The organism is Brachybacterium sp. AOP3-A1-3 (genome assembly GCF_052378285.1).
In the GTDB taxonomy this organism is placed as follows: Bacteria; Actinomycetota; Actinomycetes; order Actinomycetales; family Dermabacteraceae; genus Brachybacterium.
Window position 1 is genome coordinate 444032 of record NZ_JBQSXM010000001.1, and the last position, 17613, is coordinate 461644.

General features: G+C 71.3%; 17 protein-coding genes. 6 read left to right on the forward strand and 11 right to left on the reverse strand.

All coding sequences use genetic code 11. The features are described from left to right. Window positions 1-78: 78 nt before the first annotated feature. The gene (locus ACT3T5_RS01965) at window positions 79-924 is read right to left on the reverse strand and encodes a sulfurtransferase (protein WP_444576512.1); all 846 of its coding nucleotides are present in this window, start codon (window positions 922-924) and stop codon (window positions 79-81) included. 88 nt (window positions 925-1012) lie between these two features. After that, window positions 1013-2230, reverse strand: coding sequence for an endonuclease/exonuclease/phosphatase family protein (locus ACT3T5_RS01970; protein ID WP_444593436.1), 1218 nt, complete (start codon window positions 2228-2230; stop codon window positions 1013-1015). Between the two features lie 188 nt (window positions 2231-2418). Between ACT3T5_RS01970 and ACT3T5_RS01975 the strand changes: the two genes are divergently transcribed. Both ACT3T5_RS01975 and ACT3T5_RS01980 read left to right on the forward strand, forming a co-directional pair. Next, window positions 2419-3294 (forward strand): NAD(P)-dependent oxidoreductase, encoded by an 876-nt coding sequence (locus ACT3T5_RS01975; RefSeq protein ID WP_444593437.1) that lies wholly within the window; start codon window positions 2419-2421, stop codon window positions 3292-3294. A gap of 168 nt (window positions 3295-3462) precedes the next feature. Next, the gene (locus tag ACT3T5_RS01980) at window positions 3463-4713 is read left to right on the forward strand and encodes a prolyl oligopeptidase family serine peptidase (RefSeq protein WP_444576515.1); all 1251 of its coding nucleotides are present in this window, start codon (window positions 3463-3465) and stop codon (window positions 4711-4713) included. Window positions 4714-4724: 11 nt separating this feature from the next. Here ACT3T5_RS01980 and ACT3T5_RS01985 read toward each other — a convergent pair whose 3' ends face one another. The 5 genes from ACT3T5_RS01985 to ACT3T5_RS02005 form a co-directional block, all read right to left on the reverse strand. Continuing rightward, window positions 4725-5273: an AAA family ATPase gene (locus tag ACT3T5_RS01985; protein WP_444593438.1), complete on the reverse strand. Its 549-nt coding sequence runs from the start codon at window positions 5271-5273 to the stop codon at window positions 4725-4727. After that, window positions 5270-7006 carry an FAD-binding dehydrogenase gene (locus ACT3T5_RS01990; RefSeq protein WP_444593439.1) on the reverse strand — a complete coding sequence of 579 codons (1737 nt, stop codon included), beginning with the start codon at window positions 7004-7006 and terminating at the stop codon, window positions 5270-5272. The genes ACT3T5_RS01985 and ACT3T5_RS01990 overlap by 4 nt, the downstream gene beginning before the upstream one ends. Continuing rightward, on the reverse strand, window positions 7003-7323 hold the full coding sequence (locus ACT3T5_RS01995) for a hypothetical protein (protein WP_444593440.1): 321 nt from the start codon (window positions 7321-7323) through the stop codon (window positions 7003-7005). The genes ACT3T5_RS01990 and ACT3T5_RS01995 overlap by 4 nt, the downstream gene beginning before the upstream one ends. Before the next feature lie 72 nt (window positions 7324-7395). After that, the gene (locus ACT3T5_RS02000) at window positions 7396-8967 is read right to left on the reverse strand and encodes a TFIIB-type zinc ribbon-containing protein (RefSeq protein ID WP_444593441.1); all 1572 of its coding nucleotides are present in this window, start codon (window positions 8965-8967) and stop codon (window positions 7396-7398) included. A gap of 6 nt (window positions 8968-8973) precedes the next feature. Beyond that, window positions 8974-10230, reverse strand: coding sequence for an SPFH domain-containing protein (locus ACT3T5_RS02005; protein WP_444593442.1), 1257 nt, complete (start codon window positions 10228-10230; stop codon window positions 8974-8976). Between the two features lie 95 nt (window positions 10231-10325). Here ACT3T5_RS02005 and ACT3T5_RS02010 point away from each other — a divergent pair, with 95 nt between their 5' ends. Continuing rightward, complete coding sequence (locus ACT3T5_RS02010; protein WP_444593443.1) at window positions 10326-11330, forward strand: arsenic resistance protein; 1005 nt, start codon at window positions 10326-10328, stop codon at window positions 11328-11330. Here ACT3T5_RS02010 and ACT3T5_RS02015 read toward each other — a convergent pair. Together ACT3T5_RS02015 and ACT3T5_RS02020 are read right to left on the reverse strand one after the other, a co-directional pair. Beyond that, window positions 11296-12099 (reverse strand): class I SAM-dependent methyltransferase, encoded by an 804-nt coding sequence (locus ACT3T5_RS02015; protein WP_444593444.1) that lies wholly within the window; start codon window positions 12097-12099, stop codon window positions 11296-11298. The genes ACT3T5_RS02010 and ACT3T5_RS02015 overlap by 35 nt on opposite strands. Beyond that, complete coding sequence (locus tag ACT3T5_RS02020) at window positions 12096-12644, reverse strand: helix-turn-helix domain-containing protein (RefSeq protein ID WP_193116391.1); 549 nt, start codon at window positions 12642-12644, stop codon at window positions 12096-12098. Before ACT3T5_RS02020 ends, ACT3T5_RS02015 begins: the two co-directional genes overlap by 4 nt. Window positions 12645-12718: 74 nt before the next feature. Here ACT3T5_RS02020 and ACT3T5_RS02025 point away from each other — a divergent pair, with 74 nt between their 5' ends. From ACT3T5_RS02025 to ACT3T5_RS02035, 3 genes are read left to right on the forward strand one after another with little or no spacing between them, the layout of a single operon-like run. Next, complete coding sequence (locus ACT3T5_RS02025; protein ID WP_193116392.1) at window positions 12719-13078, forward strand: hypothetical protein; 360 nt, start codon at window positions 12719-12721, stop codon at window positions 13076-13078. Beyond that, window positions 13075-13803 carry an ABC transporter ATP-binding protein gene (locus tag ACT3T5_RS02030; protein WP_444593445.1) on the forward strand — a complete coding sequence of 243 codons (729 nt, stop codon included), beginning with the start codon at window positions 13075-13077 and terminating at the stop codon, window positions 13801-13803. The genes ACT3T5_RS02025 and ACT3T5_RS02030 overlap by 4 nt, the downstream gene beginning before the upstream one ends. Next, the gene (locus ACT3T5_RS02035) at window positions 13800-14591 is read left to right on the forward strand and encodes an ABC transporter permease (protein WP_444593446.1); all 792 of its coding nucleotides are present in this window, start codon (window positions 13800-13802) and stop codon (window positions 14589-14591) included. Before ACT3T5_RS02030 ends, ACT3T5_RS02035 begins: the two co-directional genes overlap by 4 nt. A 3-nt stretch (window positions 14592-14594) precedes the next feature. Here ACT3T5_RS02035 and ACT3T5_RS02040 read toward each other — a convergent pair whose 3' ends face one another. Together ACT3T5_RS02040 and ACT3T5_RS02045 are read right to left on the reverse strand one after the other, a co-directional pair. Next, a complete protein-coding gene (locus tag ACT3T5_RS02040) occupies window positions 14595-16538 on the reverse strand; it encodes an ABC transporter ATP-binding protein (RefSeq protein ID WP_444593447.1) in 1944 nt (647 codons plus the stop codon). Window positions 16539-16644: 106 nt separating this feature from the next. After that, complete coding sequence (locus ACT3T5_RS02045) at window positions 16645-17571, reverse strand: bile acid:sodium symporter family protein (protein WP_444593448.1); 927 nt, start codon at window positions 17569-17571, stop codon at window positions 16645-16647. Between the last annotated feature and the right edge of the window lie 42 nt (window positions 17572-17613).

The following is a 17613-nucleotide window of genomic DNA, read 5'->3' on the forward strand; positions in this document are numbered from 1 at the left end:
GCGGGATGACCACCACCGGCCAGTCACCGCCGAGAAGTCTCGCGCGCCGTCCCCGCGAGCACGGCTCTCGCGGTGCGCTCAGGGGTTCGGGCCGGTGGCGATGGGCAGGGACGCATCGGCGCTCCACTGCGACCAGGACCCCGGGAACAGCCGCACCTTCGTGTACCCGGCCTGCTGCAGCGCGAGAACGTCGTGGGTGGCGGTCACTCCCGAACCGCAGTAGACGATGGTGTCCTGATCAGGGCGCACCCCGGCGGCCTCGAAGCGCTCGCGCAGCTCCTCGGGGCCGAGGAAGCGGGCGCCCTCGGAGAGGTTCCCGGTGAAGGGCAGGTTCACCGCCCCGGGGATGTGCCCTGCGCGGGGGTCGATCGGTTCGATCTCGCCCCGGTAGCGCTCCGGCGCACGGGCATCGATGATCAGGGCCTCGCCGGCGGCGACCTCGTCGGCCGTGGCGATCTGCGCGGCGGGCCAGGCCCGGGCGGGCACGTCACCCGGCTCGGCACGGATCTCACCGGTCTCCAGCGGGCCGTCCCAGGCGTCCACGCCGCCGTCGAGCACTGCGGCGTCATGACCCAGCGCCCGCAGCATCCAGACCAGGCGTCCGGCGGGCGACCCGTTGGTGTCGTCATAGGCGACCACGATCGAGCCGTCCTGCACCCCGGCGCGGCGCAGGGAGGCGGCGAATGCCTCGGGGTCGGGCAGGGGGTGGCGGCCGGCTTCCGCACTGGCGGGCGCGGCGAGCTCCGTGTCGAGATCGATGTAGACCGCCCCGGGCAGATGCCCCTCGAGATAGGCGTGACGACCGGTGGAGCCGTCGAGCGCCCACCGCACGTCCAGGAGGTGCACGGGGCGGGTCCCGGCGGTCTCGAGGACCTCGTGGAGATCGGCGACGTCGATGATCGGGGCGAGCGCTGCGGAAGTCATGGCGCGAGCCTACGCGGCGGCGCACCCCATGCCCACACAGCCACACAGCCGCACAGCCGCCCTGTCAGCCGGGCAGGCGGGGGATCGGTCAGGCGCGAACCTGGAGGTCCACCCGCACCAGGCGATGATCCGAGGTGGGGAACGGATGTGTGCCGGTCAGCTCGCTGCCGGGCTGTCCGGACTCCGGCCAGTACACGGCCGAGGAGACGATCTGGAGCGACTTCGCCGGCAGCACGTAGTCCACGCGCAGGTTCCCGGGTCCCGGGGTGTCCCCGAAGTCCGCCGTGTCGTACTGGGGATCGGTGCCGTGATCGGCGTTCGCGCCGCCCTGCTCCGCCGCTTCGACGGCGCCCGCGCTGTGAGGCTTCGTATCGCGCACGCGGGGGTGCGTGAGGAGCTGGTCGATCGCCCCCGGCCAGGAGTCACCGTCGACCGGATCGGAGTTGTAGTCGCCGAGGATCACGAAGTTCTCGCGAGCGGCGAGGCCGCCGTAGGTGCCGGCGTCATCGACGATCCACTGCGAGCGACGACCGGGGCTGAGGTAGTCCGCCCACAGGCGGATCTCATCGTTGTTGCGTCGCTGATTGCGCTTCTCCGGCCCGTCGAAGCTCGGCGGGGTGGGATGCGCGGCGAGCACATGCACGGTGGAGGAGCCGACCTGCACGGGCACGTCCCAATGGGACTTCGAGCTCAGCCGCAGATCGGCGGCGTGCTCCCCGTAGTACTCGGTGGGCAGCAGGTTGCTCGGCATGTCGGCCCAGCGCAGCTTCTGGAAGGTGCGCACCTGCTCGGTGAGGATCGGATGACGGGAGAGGATGACCATCCCGTACTGGCCCGGGAACTCGCCGTACCCCCAGGCGTCGTCCGGGCCGTCGGCGATGCCGTCACCGTTGAGGTCGAGCCCGCTGGGCACGCCGGTGTTCACCGGGGCCGTGAAGGAATAGGGATAGAAGACCGGGGTGCGGCCGTTCTGCCCGACCTCGAGGTACTTGCTGCGGAAGAGATCGGCGCCCGCGCCGTCCTCGTCGGCGTCGAACTCGTTCAGCAGCAGGATGTCGGGGTTGTTGATCTGGATGACCTCGGCGACCGCGCGGATCTGCGCATCCTTGCCGGTCTGGAGATCGCGCAGGAGCTCACCGGCCTTCGCACGGTTCAGCGACGCGTTGTAGGTCGCCACGCGCACCTGGTCGAACTGGCCACCGCGGCGACCGGGCTGAGGGGCTGCGTGGGACGCTGCTGCCGGCAGGCCGAGGCCCGCTGCGGCAGCGGCGGCAAGTGCACGGCGGCGGCTGATGCTCGGTGACATGCCTTCCATTGTGCAGTAATTGCATCGCAGACCACAACGTCGGTGTGGACGACGGGTCCTCCCCACCGTTTTCCCGACGATCGTCCACACCGCTCCCGCCCCGCATGACCCGGCACGGCCCGGCCCGGCCGACACGGATCCCGATATGGATCGGACATGGATCGGCGATCGATGCGAAACTGACGGACATGAGAATCGCGTTCCTGGGCACCGGCCGCATGGGCACGGAACTGGCCCTCCACCTGCTCCCCGACCATCAGCTGACCGTCTGGAACCGCACCGCGGCCCGGACCTCGACGCTCGCCGAGGCGGGCGCCGCCGTCACGGACTCCCCGGCCGACGCTGTCGCCGACGCCGACCTCGTGATCACCTCGCTGTTCGGTCCGGAGGCCGTGCGCGAGACCGTCATCGCCGCCGGCCTGATCCCGGCCGGCATCCCCTGGATCGACACCACGACCGTCTCGCCCGAGGACGCCGACGAGTTCGCCGAGGCCGTCCCCACCTATGTGGGGGTGCCGGTGATCGGGACGCTCGGCCCGGCCCGCAAGGGATCGCTCGGGGTGTACGTCGGCACGCCCGACGCCTCCCTGCGCGAGCAGGTCCTGGAGGTCGTGGCGCCCTGGGCCGATCCGGCGCGGCTGACGGGCGTCGACTCCGGCCGGAAGGCCGCCACCGGCAAGCTGCTGGCGAACCTTGCGCTGGCGATCAGCGCCCAGGGGCTGCGCGAGGCGCTGGCTCTCGGTGAGGCCGCCGGCGCCTCCGCCGAGGAGACGCTGGACATGCTCGGCTCGACCGGCCTCGCCTTCATCGCCGGCATGAAGGGGGCCTTCGTCCGCGGCGAGCGCACCACGGAGGGCGGCGACTTCACGGCCGACGCGATCGCCAAGGACGCACGGCTGATGATCGGCACGGTCACCGCCGCCGACGACAGCACCCGCCCCGGCGGCGACCTGCCCGCCCTGCGCGGAGCCCTCGCCTCCCTCGACGCGGAGATCGCCGCCGGTCACGGCGACGACGACTTCTCCACCATCCTGCTGCCGGGGGCAGAACCCACCGGGGAGTGAGGCCGGGCGACAGCCCCGGGGCCCTGGCGCCCCGGGGCCCCGCCGTCGCGCGCCCCGCCGTCGAACCGAATAGTGTCGTTCCACTATTGACGCTCTCCCCGAGGGGTCATAGATTCATTCGTGGTGATGCGGGCCACATCAGTGCCCGTCCGAACGAAGGAGTTCCCCATGAGCAGTCCCTTCCCCCGTCGTGCCGTCCTCACCGCCGGCGCCGCCACTGCTGCCGCTGCCGCCGCGACCGTCGGCCTCGCCCCCGCGGCTCTCGCGAAGGGCCCGGAGCGCTCCGCACCGTTCTCACTCGACGCCGAGGTCCTCGACGGCGGAGAGCAGATCGTCTCGGTGACGATCGACGCCACCCGCCGGGGCGGCCTGCCCACCGGCGAGCTCCCGACCTCGACCTTCACCGTCCACGCCCGCGGGACGGACAGGCTCCGGGGCTCGGTGGCCTACGACCTGGACCGGACCGTCACCGCCGTGACCGCTGATCATCACGGGCGCATCACGGTCGATCTCGAGCACGGCTTCGGCGTGGACGGCGCGAGCACCCTGGCCTACATCGGGTCCGTCGGCCGCAACGTGCAGCTCGACCTCGAGTACACGATCACGCAGAACGAGCCGCTCCCCCTGCACGGCAAGGGCGTCCCGCAGATCTCCTCCTTCATCCAGGGCGACCTCGTCTCCCCCGAGGTCGACGCCTTCACCTCCCGCGTCTCCGCCTCCGGCACCAACTACCGCCTCTTCAGCCCCGCTCAGCGCGGGAAGAAGGCCGAGCTGCCCCTGGTGGTCTGGCTGCACGGCGGCGGTGAGGGCGGCGTCGGGAAGGGCGGGGCCGACTACTACGACAACGAGACCCAGCTGCGGGCGAACCGCGGGGCGCTGGGCCCGGCCACGAAAGAGGCGCAGGAGCTCTTCGGCGGCGCCTACGTCGTCGCGCCCCAGTGCACGTCGGCGTGGATGGCGGACGGCGATGCCTTCGAGCCGCTGATCGACGAGATCATCGAGGAGGTCGCCGCCTCCCACCGCATCGACCGCGATCGGGTCCATGTGACCGGGTGCAGCAACGGCGGCTACATGACGCTCAAGATGATCGTGGAGAACCCCGGGGCGTTCGCCTCCGCCGTGCCGATCTGCTGCGCGGTCGAAGGTCGTCCCACGCCGCTGGTCAGCGATGAGCAGCTCGAGGCGGTCACCACGCCGACCTGGCTGATCGCCGCGGCGAACGACGACACGATCAACCCGCAGGCAAACTCCGTGCACGCCCACGAGCTGATCGATGAGTCGATCCTCAGCCTGTACGACACGGTGACCTGGGAGGGCGTGGACTATCCCGGTCACTGGTCGTGGATCTACGCGGCCCGCAACGATCCCTCCCACGACGGCGTGAGCCTGTGGGAGTGGATGGCCGAGCAGCAGCTCTGAGAGCGGACGGCTCAGATCCCGACTGCGCGCAGCACCGCCTGAGCGGTGCTGCGCGGGTCGGGGCCGACGGGCACCGTGACGTCCTCGACCTCGGCGGCGTCGAGGATCACGGTGAGCTCGTCGAAGCGGTCCAGGTGCCAGGCGAGGCCGTCCGGATCGTCCTCGTGCCGGCGGTGCAGGCGCGCACGGACGACACCCCGCGGCGCGGTCAGCCGCACCACGGTGAGCGGGCAGCCGAACGCCGCCTCGTAGTCGGCGCGGGCGTCGCGCTCCTCGATCACCCCGGCGGCGACCAGCACCCGGGCCCCGGCCTCCCGGTGCACCGCGCTCACGGCGCGGAGCGCGGCCCGCTCGAGCCGGCTGTGGAAGCGGTCGTCCGAGGGGGCGGGCCAGGCCCGGCGCAGCCAGTCCAGGTCGAAAGCGGAGCCGGGGATCGAGCGTGCCTCGAGCTCCTCGGCGATCGCGTCGGTCATGGTCGTCTTCCCGACCCCGACGGCGCCGATGAGCAGCAGCGCCCGCGGGATCGCCGCGCCCGCCGCAAGGGCGGGCGCACCGCTCATCGCAGGTCCTCGAGCACGCCCTTGGCGGCTTGGCGCCCGCTGAAGAGGCAGCCACCGAGGAAGGTGCCCTCCAGGGCGTTGTGCCCGTGCACGCCCCCGCCGCCGAAGCCGCTCGCCTCTCCTGCGGCGTAGAGGCCCGGCAGCCGACGATCGACGGCGTAGGCGTCCTGCTCGGCAGTGCCCGGAACCGCGGCCGCAGGTGCCCGCTGTACCCGTCCGCCGAGGTCCGTCTCGAGTCCGCCGAGCGTCTTGCGCAGCAGCACGTGCAGCCGCACGGCGATCAGCCCGCCGGCCGACGGGTCCAGCAGACGGTGCGGGGCCGCCGTGCGGATCAGGCGATCCCCGAGATAGTGACGGGCCCCGCGCAGCGCGGTGATCTGGGTGTCCTTCGAGAAGCGGTTCGTGATCTCGGCGTCCCGGGCCCGGATCACCCGCTCCAGCTCGCCGGCCTCGACGAGGTCCTCGCCGGTGAGAGCGTTCATACGGCCCACCAGCTCGGGCACGTCCCCGGCCTGCAGGAAGTCCTCGCCGTGGTCGAGGAACGCCTGCACCGGGGCGGGCGCGCCGGGCTTCACGCGCGAGAGCACCTGCCTCACGTCCTTGCCGGTGAGGTCCGGGTTCTGCTCGCTGCCGGAGAGCGCGAACTCCTTCGCGATGATCTTCGGCGTGAGCACGAACCAGGAGTGGTCATGGCCGGTGGTGCGCAGGTGCCGCAGTGTGGAGGTGGTGTCGAAGCCGGGGAAGGCCGGGGCGGGCAGCCGGTGCCCGCGGGCGTCCACCCAGAGCGAGGACGGGCCGGGCAGGATGCGGATGCCGTGGCCGCGCCACACCGGGTCCCAGTTCCGGATCCCCTCGGTGTAGTGCCACATCCGGTCGCGGTTGATCCAGCTCCCTCCAGCCCGCTCCGCGGCGAGCATCCCGGTGCCGTCGACGCTCGCGGGGACCCCGTGCACGAAGTCCTCGGGCATGGTGCCGAGATCCGCGGGCCACAGCTCGCGCACGAGCTCCTCGTTGCCGCCGATGCCGCCCGTCGCGACGAGGACGGCCGCCGCTCGATGCTCGAACTCGTCGCGCACCTCGCGGGTCGATCCGACGCCGCGCCCGGTGGCATCCGGGACGAGCACCTGCCCGCGCACCCCCACGGCCCGGCCGCCCTCGACGAGGACCTCCTCGACGGCATGGCGGGTGGCCAGTGTGATCCGGCCTGTCGCGCGGTGGGCGGCGAGCGACCGGGCGAAGGGCTCGACGACGCCGGGTCCCGTGCCCCAGGTGATGTGGAAGCGGGGCACCGAGTTGCCATGCCCCTCGGCGCGGCCGTCGCCCCGCTCGGCCCAGCCGACGACGGGGAAGAGCCGCAGGCCCACGCTGTGCAGCCAGGACCGCTTCTCCCCCGCGGCGAACTGCAGGTAGGCCTCGGCCCAGCGGCGCGGCCAGTGATCCTCCGGCCGGTCGAAGGCGGCGGAGCCGTACCAGTCCTGCCGGGCCAGCTCGAGGCTGTCGCGGATGCCGAGGCGCCGCTGCTCCGGGGAGTCGATGAGGAAGAGCCCGCCGAAGCTCCACCAGGCCTGCCCGCCGAGGTCCTGCTCGCCCTCGCGCTCCAGGAGGAGCACCCGTCGGCCGCCGTCGGCGATCTGCGTCGCGGCGACCAGCCCCGACAGACCGGCACCGACCACGATCACGTCGAACCCGGCGCCAGGGCCGGCGCCGTCTGCGACGGTACGGTCGCCGGTCATGTCACCGAGATGCGGTGGACCCGCTCGAGATGATCGGTGGAGTTGTCGCCGCTCATGGTGCGGGACTTCTGGCGGTTGTTCGTGCCGACCTTGCGGTCCCCGCGCTCGAGGTTGCCGACGGCGACCTCCGTCTCCCGTTCGAAGTGGTGACGCTTGTCGGTGTTGCGGTAGTAACGGTAGATGCCGCCGTAGATCGCGATGAACACCGCAGGCCCCGCGACGAAGGGGAAGGCGATGCCGATCGCGCCGTCTCCGGAATCGGCCAGCAGCATCGGCGTCATCGGATCCGCCGCCAGCTCAGCGAGCAGTGGGAACATCGCGTCCATCCTCTCCGTCATCGGCCGACGGCTCCACCGTCGTCGTCCGGTTCATCCTCGTCATCGTCGTCCTCATCCCGCCAGGAACCAACCGAACCCGACCACGGCCCCGATCACCGCTGCGACCGTGCCTCCCGCACACGCCACGGCGAAGATCTTCGGGTGCGAGACCGGGACCGAGCCCATGGTGTTGCCGTTGCGGGCGTTGACCGCGATGTAGTGGACCAGCGATCCCTCGCCCTTGGCGGAGTCGGCGTAGCTGTACAGCCACACGGGCACGTAGACGGAGACCCAGCGGGTTCCGCGCACGGCCACGCCCTCCTGCTCCCATCGCACCCCGCGGTCGTACCGGCCCACGGTCGGCGTGGCCTTCGCCCGAGCGATCGACAGGAACTTCTCCTCGACCTCGTCGTCGACATCGCGGACGTTGAGGTCGCGGCGCTCGGAGGTGAAGTTCTTGAGGTAGTTCGAGTTGTAGGCGACGGCGTTCTCGGTGTCGTACGGCTGGACGGCGTTGAGGATGTTGTTCGTCGCGTGCTCGTTGTCCTGGGCGTCGAAACGCTGCGCGGACTCGACCGTGAGATCGTCCACGAGCAGGTCGAAGGCCCGCTTCACCTGGAAGACGTCCGCGTCGTAGTAGGTCTCGGTGCGCTTGTGGTCGCCGCTCCCGGTGGTCACCGTGTACCGACGCGTGGTGACCTCGCCGGTGCCGCCGAGCACGGCGTGCATGTTGCCGTCCACGACCAGGTACGGGATGTACACGCCCATGACGTTGTCCGGGACGAACTCCGCCTTGAAGCGTCCCAGCGCGAACGCCTTCCGCTTCCCGGCGAAGGCGTCGATGCGTTCGACGGCCTCCTCACGGGTGAGCTGGAACGGCAGCACCGCGTCCGGCACCGCGCCGTTGGGGATCTGGGTGTTCACCGACAGGGTCTGCCGGCACCAGTGGCAGCGCGCCTGCAGCTCCTGGTCGACGTTGACGACCACCTCGGCGCCGCAGCCCTGGCACTTCAGGGTCATCACCGTGAAGTCCTCGCGGACGTCCGCGGTGCCGGAGGCCAGCGTGTGGCCGCGCAGGTCCGCGATCGACGAGTCCAGGCCGAAGGCCTCCTCCGCGTTCACCTCGTTCCACTGGTGCCGGCAGTACGCGCACACCAGGGCCTTCACGGAGAGCGAGTAGGAGATGTCCGTGCCGCCGCACTTCGGGCACTTGTTCAGCCCGTCGCCGTGGCTCGAGCTGGTGTCGATGATGCGGTTGCTGGCGTGCTGGCGCGCCGCCTCGGCGGCGCCGGCCACGGACTCGTCCCCGAGCATCTCGGCGGGGCGCTGGTTCTGCTGGTTCTGCGGAGGCTGGCTGTGCTGCGGGGATGGCCCCGTCGGCGCGCCGCCCTGCCCTGCCTGCCCGCTCTGCCCCGCGGGCCACTGGGGCGCGGAGCGGGGGTCGGAGCTCTGGGCTCCCGGCGCGGAGAAACGACCGTCACCGGAGGCCGAGGGCACGCCGCGATCGAGATCGGGCCGTGCCCCCGGGCTGCGAGGGTCGTGCTGCGGTCCGGTGTGCGCACCCGCGCCCATGCCGTCGTCGGCCGGGGGCCGGGAGGGCTGGTCGGGATGCGCCCATCGCGGATCCTGAGGAGGAACGGTCATGACAGGTCAGAGGCCGAGAGCGGCCTTCTTCGCCGCCTCGTAGTCCTCTTCCGAGATCAGACCCTGCTCCAGCATCTGCTTGTACTGGGCGAGCTTGGCGACCGGATCCTCTTGCGCGGGCGCGGCCTGCTGGGGCGCGGCCTGCTGCTGACCCTCCCCCTGCTGTGGAGCCTGCTGCTGCCCACCCTGCTGGGGCGCACCCTGCTGCTGACCACCCTGCTGGCCGGGAGGCGACCACGGCTGGGCCGGGTTGACCATGCCGCCCGCCGCGCCCATGCCGGCACCGAACATCGCCAGTCCCGCGCCGCCGCCGGTCTCCCCGGCGGACTGCACGCCGCGCGCGGCGGCCTGGTTCATGAACGACTGCGAGCGGGCGCCGGAGAGGGCGTCGGCCTTCTGGACGTCGTTGAGCAGCTCGCGGGTGTTCTGGTCGTACTCGATCGAGACGATCGCGGTCTTCACGATCGCGAGGCCGCGGTCGCTGGACCAGCGATAGCCCTCCTCGACGGCCGCCGACAGCGACTGCGCAAAGCCCACCGAGTCACCCTGGATCCTGGAGATCCGGTTGCCCTTGTCGGGATCGTTCGTGTAGCGGGAGAACGCCTGGGCGAGCGAGCCGACGACCTCGCGGAACAGCTGGTTGCCGGCGTCGTTGTTCTCGTCGGAGAAGTCGAACACGGGTGCACCCGCGGAGATGAACGTGGCCGGCACGAAGTTGTGCACGAACAGCAGCGGGTCGATGATCCGCAGCGTGTAGGAGCCGCGGCACACGGCACCGACCTGGGCGTTGAGATAGGCGTCGTCCCAGTAGATCTCGGACTGCGTGCCGAAGCGGTTGTTCGGGATCTCCTTGAGGCTCACGTAGAAGGCGAGCTGCTGCGAGGAGGGTCGGCCGCCGAACTTGAAGCGCTCCCAGGAGGTGCCGACGGTCGAGGCCAGCATCTCGTCGCCGGCGAAGACCGAGCGGGCGTCCGGCGAGTCGTCGGTGAACTCGTAGCCGCCGGCCTCGGTGATCAGGCCTGTCGCGCGGCCGTCGACCACCGTGATCAGCCCGTAGCCCTGGGGCACGAGGATCTTGGAGCCGTTGGAGATGACGTTCTCGGACCCGCGGGTGTTCGAGCCGCGACCGGCGTTGGTGCCCTGCGGAACCGCCGGGAACAGGGCCGCCGTCTGCGACAGACCGTTCGGAACGGTGAGGAAGTCCTTCCACTGATCGGCGAGCATGCCGCCGACAGCGCCCTTGAATGCCTGGATGAATCCCATGTGAGCTCCTTCGTCGCCCCCGAGCGTGTGATCGGGGCCATGCTATCGCGCAGCACCCGAACGCTCGCTGGATCCGCGCACTACTGTCGCTGAGCATGGAGCCGACGCGTGGTGAGGACCCCCGGACGCATCCGGGCCCTCGAGCACGCGAGAGCCTCCCCGAGCTGCTCGAGCGCCATCAGGTCGCGATCTCTCTGAGCGCCCTCGTCGGTGGTCTCGCGCTGGGCGCCCTGCTGCCCGGGGCCACCCCTGCGCTCGAGGTCGCCGTGGAGCCCGCGATCGCCGCTCTGCTGCTGGTCACCTTCCTCGGGGTGCCGCTGCGCGACCTCGGTGCCGGGCTGCTGGACGGACGGTTCCTGCTGACCCTGCTCGCGGTGAACTTCCTGGTGGCGCCGTTGATCGTCGCGCTGATCACGCTGCCGCTCGCGGGCTCCCCGGAGCTGCTCGTCGGCGCCCTGCTGGTGCTGCTGGCCCCGTGCATCGACTACGTCGTGGTGTTCACGGCGCTCGCGGGCGGGGCGAAGGACCGGCTGCTCGCGGCGACCCCGCTGCTGATGCTCGCGCAGCTGGTGGCTCTGCCCGTGCTGGTGCCGCTGCTCAGCGGTGGCGCCGCCGCGGGCCTGATCGAGGCGGGCCCGTTCGTGCGCGCCCTGGTGCTGCTGGTGCTGCTCCCCCTGCTCATGGCCGCCCTGATCCAGCGTGTCGCCCCGCGCTGGGATCTCTCGCCGGCGATGGTGCCGCTGATGGTGGTCGTGCTGGTCTCCGTGGTCGCCTCGCAGACGCCGCGCGTGCTCGGAGCGGGAACGGCGCTGCTCTCGCTCGTGCCGATCTACGCTGGCTTCCTGGTGCTGGCCACGGGTGCCGGGATCCTCGTGAGCCGCCTGGCACGACTGGACGCCCCCGCGGCCCGCGCCGTGACGTTCTCCGGCGCGACCCGCAACTCCCTCGTGGTGCTGCCGCTGGCCCTGGCGATGCCGTCTCCCCTGGTCCCGGCGGCGGTGGTCACCCAGACCCTCGTCGAGCTGCTCGGGATGGTGCTGCTGGTGCGGATCCTGCCGCGGCTGCTCAGGGATGGGATGCAACCACCAGCACGGCGGTGACCGGGAAAGAGAGCATGCCGTCGGCCGTCTCGAACGGAGCCCACAGCTTCCGCACCCGCTCCTCGATCTCCGCACGCACCGCGCCCGTCTGCGCCTGGTGGAGCCGGCCCGCGCCCCCGACGCCGCCCGCGATCCCGGCCATCAGGTCGTCGGCGGCGATGCGCCAGGTCCAGTGCAGCTCCTTGGCGCGCACGACCTCCAGGCCCGCCTCCTGCGCGATGCTGGCGAGCCCGTCGGCCGAGCGCGGGAAGTCGAGCTCCGGCGCGAGGTGCGTGCTGGGCACGGGGACGGCGCCGGCGGCTCGGCTCGCCTCTCCGAAGGCCGCCAGATGCGGTCCGGGAGCGGCGGGCCAGATCGTCATCGCGATCGGGGCCGACGGCGCCGCGACCCGCGCGAGGTCGCGCACCGTGGCGCGCGGATCGGGGACGTGGTTGACGACGAAGTTCGCGGTGACCGCACCGGCGGAGCGGTCGGGCAGCGGGAGCAGCGGCGCGCCGGCCTCTTCGACGCTGAGCGCGCTCCCGGCCGACGCCGCGACCTCAAGGGTCGCGGCCTCGCGCGTCGCGGCCACCATGTCCGCGTCCGGATCCACGGCGAGGACCCGTCGGCCCTCCCTCGCGGCGGCGAGTGCGAGGTCGCCGGTCCCGCAGCCCACATCGAGATGGAGCTCTCCGGGCGCGGTCACCTCCAGCAGGGTCGGCACGGTGCCCGCGCAGAGGGTCGCAAAGGATCGGCGATAGGCGCCGGCCACTCCGTCGAAGCTGCTCACGCGCCGACCTCCGGCAGCAGCACCGTCGCGAGCGTGAGCCGTGGCTTCCCGGTGCCGCTCTCCTCCTGGTACGGAGCGAGGAGCTCGGCGAGCCCCTGCTGGATATGGGCCAGATCCTCAGCGTCGGCATAGAGCGGTCCGCGCCCGAAGCCGAGCAGGTCCCGCAGGTCCGGCGCGCCCCGCTCGAGCAGGCGGTCGAAGTCCGCGGCGAGCTCCCCGAGGAAGACCACGAACGACTCCCGCAGCTGGGCGTCGCTCATCGCGCGCAGGCCGTCGTGGTCGACGTGCGCCATCCGCTCCCCGAGCGCGAGGGTGCGTTCGACCGCCCCGCGCACCTTGCGCTCCTCGACCACGGCCAGCAGCCCGGCATCCAGCAGGGCGCTGATGTGCCGATAGAGCGTCGCCTGCTTGACCTCGGGCAGCGCCGCCTTCAGCTGCGTGGTGGTGAGGCTGCGCCCGCCGAGCTGCTGGATGATCCGCAGCCGGACGGGGTGGGTGATCGTCTCGGAGATCGTCGAGCGTCCGAGGTCGCCGGGATCAGGCATCTGCACTTCCCCTACCGTTCTCATGCTGATAATGTTCGCACTACGAGATCATCCTACGAGCGACGGAGCCCGACATGACGCACATCAGCATCGAACCTCACCAGATCCGCCTCGAGTTCCCAGGATGGGAGTCGCTGATGACCCGGCGCGGCACCGTCACGGTCCCCCTCACGGCCCTGCGAGGCGTCCAAGTCGAACCGGGGTGGAGCTCGGAGGTCCTGGGCCTCCGCTCCGGACTCGTCATCTCGGGATATCGCACGGTGGGCACCTTCCGGCACCCCTCGGGCACCCGCCGCCTGGTGTCCATGAAGCGAGGGCTCCCCCTCCTGCGGCTCGTGGTGGACCGCACGGCGACCGGTTTCGACGAGATGTTGCTCAGCACTCGCGATGCCGCGGCGATCGCCGACAGCCTCCACGCCGGAGCACGGTCATGACGGCCATGACGGCTCTGCCGTTCGAGGTGACAGGGCTGAACAGGAGCTTCGGTCCCGTGCACGCCGTGGACGACGTGACCTTCGGCGTACGGCGCGGGCGGGTCACCGGCTTCCTCGGGCCCAACGGGGCGGGGAAGTCGACGACCCTGCGGATCCTGCTTGGGCTGATGCGCTCAGACAGCGGGAGCGCTCTCGTGAACGGTCGGGCCTATCGCGATCTCGTGCAGCCGAGCCGCACCATCGGTGCCGTGCTGGACCTGTCCTCCGCGCATCCGGGCATGACCGCCCGCGGCCATCTGCGCACCTACGCCGCACTGGGAGGGATCCCTGCCACCCGTATCGACGAGGTCCTGCACGAGGCCGGGGCGCAGGAGTACGCCGATCGCCGGATCGGGACGTTCTCCACCGGGATGAGGCAGCGCCTCGCCCTCGCGACCGCGCTGCTCGGCGAGCCGGAGATGCTGATCCTGGACGAGCCCACCAACGGCCTCGATCCGGCAGGGATCGCCTGGCTGCGCACCTTCGTGCGGACCTACGCCGAGCGCGGCGGCACGGTGCTGCTCTCCAGCCACGCCCTGGGCGAGGTGCAGCGGGCGATCGACGATGTGGTGCTCATCGACCGAGGCAGGGTCGCCCGTTCGGGCCCGCTGGGCGACCTTCTCGCCACGGCTGATTCCCTCGAATCCGCCTTCCTGCAGGCGACGCGCGCGGGGGTGGCGGCATGACGGCCTTCTCCGGTGAGCTGACCCGTCTGCGCTCCACCCGCCTCCCCCTGTGGACGCTGTTCGCCGCGATGCTGTGCGGAGGCGGACTGACCGGTCTCCTGGCCCTGATCGGCCCCGAGAACGCGACACCCCCGATGCCCGGTCTGGACACGGCCGAGGGTGCCGGCATCATGCTCGGGATCGGCGGGCTGCTGCTGTTCGTCCCCGCTCTGATCGGCACGACGGCGATCACGAGCGAGTACCGCCACCGGACCATCGGTGCCACCTTCCTGGCCGTACCCCGGCGCGGCGCCGTGCTGCGCGCCAAGCTCGGGCTCTTCGCGCTCCTGGGACTCGGCTACGGCCTGGTCAGCTCCCTCGCCTCCGGTCTCGCCCTGCTCCTCGGCACGGCGATCCACGGCGAGGAGCTCGGCCTCCCCGCCGGCCAGCTGGTCACGATGCTCGTGCAGCTCACGCTGGCCTCCGCGGTCTACATGGTGCTGGGAGTCGGGATCGGGGCTCTCGCCCGCCACCAGCTGCTCGCCGTCGGCATCGTGCTGGGGTACTTCTACTTCCTGGAGTACGTGCTGATGCTGATCCCCGGGATCAACCGTCTGTACCCGATCCTGCCCGGCGGTGCCACGGCCTCGCTGACCCGGTTCACCGTCCTCACCGACGCGATCGAGCAGCAGACCGGCAGCGCCGCAGCCCTGGGCACCCCCGTGCTGGGGGCCCTGATCCTGCTGGGCTACGCCGCGCTCGCCGCCGTGGTCGCCGTCCTCGTCCCGCTGCGCCGGGACCTCGGCTGACGCTCAGCCGGTGATGTCGAACTTCGCCAGCCGGCGGCTGTCCCCGGAGCTCTGCAGCGCGAGCAGCTGCGCGTAGATGCCGCCCGAGGTCGCGAGCTCGGCGGGCGAGCCGATCTCGTCGATGTGGCCGTCGCGCAGGGTGACGATGCGGTCCACCTCGGCGATGGTGGAGAGGCGGTGGGCGATGATCAGCGAGGTGCGCCCGGCCATCAGCTGATCCAGGCCCTTCTGTACCTGGATCTCGGCCTTGGTGTCCAGCGCCGAGGTGGCCTCGTCGAGCACGAGCACCGGGGCGTCCTTGAGGATCGCGCGGGCCACCGCGATGCGCTGGCGCTGGCCGCCGGAGAGTTTCAGCCCGCGCTCTCCGATGACCTGCTCGTAGCCCTCGGGGAAGCGGAGGATGAAGGCATCGGCGTTGGCACGCCGGGCGGCCTCGACGACCTCCTCGTCGCTCGCCTCGGGGCGGCCGTAGGCGATGTTCTCGCGGATCGTGCCGGAGAACAGCGAGGCGTCCTGGAAGACGACGCCGATGCGGGAGCGCAGCTGGTCCAGCGGCAGGTCCGAGCTGGGATGACCCGCCACCTCGACGCTGCCGTTGCGCGGCTCGTAGAGGCCCAGCAGCAGGTTCACGATGGTCGACTTGCCGCCACCGGACTCCCCCACCAGGGCGATCTTCTCGCCACGGTCCACTTGGAAGTCGATCCCGTGCAGCACGTCGTCGCCGTCCTCATAGGCGAAGTCCACGCTGCGGAAGGCGACCACGGGAGCGTCCGGGACGGGCTCGATCCACGGGCGCTCGGCGAGCGCGACCGCGGTCCCGGACGCAGCCGAAGCAGTTGCCTCGCCCTGCTCGCCGAACGAGCTCGTCGTCCCCGTCGGCCGCGACTCATCGGCCGAGACCGTGCCGCTCGCGTGGCCGGCGTCGGCCGCATCGACGGGACGGGCGGCCATCACGGCGGCGGTGCGCGGATCGACGGGGGTCTCCATCACGCGGAAGTAGTCCTTGGAGCCGGCGATCGCGCGCTGGGCGGCGTCGATCACCCAGCTCATCGACTCCACCGGAGCCTTGGCCATGGTCATCAGCTGGACCAGCAGCACCATCTCGCCGAGCGTGAACTGGCCCTGCACGGTGCGCACGAAGATGATCGCGTAGATGCCGAAGAAGATGAGGTTCAGGAACGCCCGACGGATCACGTCCATCCGGTGCCAGTGCGAGGACTGCGCCCGGGTGGTGGCGTCGGTGGAGCGGAAGCGGCGCGAGAAGTCCTCGAGCTCGCCGCGCTCGCGCACGAAGGACTTCACCACGCGGATCTGGCCGACGACCTCGGCGAAGCGTCCCGAGGCGATGTCGACCTGCTCGTTCTTCTCGCCCTCCAGGCGCTGCCACTTCACGGAGGTCAGCGAGGTCAGCCACACGTAGACCGGGAACACGATGAGCAGCAGCACGGTGAGCGGCCAGGCGTACCAGGCGCTGATCGCGAGCACCGCGACGGTGGTGATGAGCATCGACGCGAAGGAGTTCGACATCATCTTCGTGAAGTTGGTGATCTCGGTGATCGACCTGTTCAGCCGCGCGACGATGGTGCCGGTGATCTCGCCGTCGAACCAGCGCTGGGGCAGGTGCAGCAGCTTGTCGTAGTAGCGCACCGAGAGGATCGTGCGCATCCGGTTGCTCATGACGTCGCCGAACCAGCCGCCGACGTTCGAGATCACGGTGTTGAGCAGCTCCGCCAGCAGCACGGCCGCGGCGATCAGCAGCACGGTGCGCACAGCAGTACCCGTGGCGGTCTGCCCGCCCACGGCGCCCGCGACGGTGTCGGTGGCGTGGCCGATGAGGAAGGGGACCGTCAATCCGGCGACGGCGGTGAGCACCGAGCAGACGATGACTGCGGTGTAGAGAGGAGCGAGGGACCGGGTGAAGCGGACGATGCGCAGCAGGGACGACACCGGGACAGCGTAGGCGCGATTCCAGGCACGTGGAACGGCTGGGTGAGTCGATCCACGCACAGCAGAATTCCCGTCGCGGGTCCCTGTCGCGGGTCCCCGTCGCGGGTCAGTCGGTCTTCGGGCCGACGACGCCCAGCAGCACCCCGAGCGAGCCCTTCTCGCCGGCGCGGCGCCGGCGCACCACACCGGTGGCCAGGGCGTAGGGCACGAGCATCACGAAGCCGACGGCGCTGAGCAGCAGGATCGCCACCACGATCGAGCCGTCACCGCTGCCGGTGCGGGCCACCAGCAGGGCGGCCGCGATGTTGCGCTGGCTGGTGAGGATCGCGGGGCCGTCGACCACGGTGAGGGTGTCGCCGGCGAGGTCCCCGGAGAGGCGACCGGCCACGAAGGCGAGGGCCACCAGGCCCACCGCGACGAGCATCACCGGCGAGAGGAGCAGCTGCAGCACGATCCCGGAGTTCGAGCCGAAACCGGAGAGGAACATGAGCACCGCGGAGATCGCCGCGACGGCGCCGGCGATGCGCGCGAACCGGTCGGCGCGACGGGGGAACACCCAGGCGATGACGATCCCCGCGATCATCGGGGACAGCATCGTGCCCAGCAGCAGGCGGGCCACGGCCCAGCCGTCGACCTGGATGTCCTGCAGCAGGAAGGGCACCACGATCGGCATGAACACGATCGAGCCCAGCAGCAGCACCGCCATCGGCCCGGCCGTCTCGCCGTAGGGGATGCGGGCCATCGCGCCCAGCTGCAGCACGAACGGCGCCCCGGCCGCGCACAGCGCGATGATGAACCCGGCACCGGTCTGGTGCGGGAGCAGCCCCTCGAGGAGCCAGATGACCAGGGTGCCCACGGCCGGGACCACCACGAAGTTCGCCCCGAGCACGGCGAGCACCGTGCGGCGGTCCCGCAGCTGGTTGCGGAAGGCGCGCAACGGGGTGCGCAGGCCCATGGAGAGCATCGATGCGATCGCGAAGACCGGGACGCTGACATGGATCAGCAGGCCCAGCAAGGATTCGATCGTCTGCACCCCCGCAGGCTACGTGCTGCGCCGAGGCCGGGTCACGGGGGT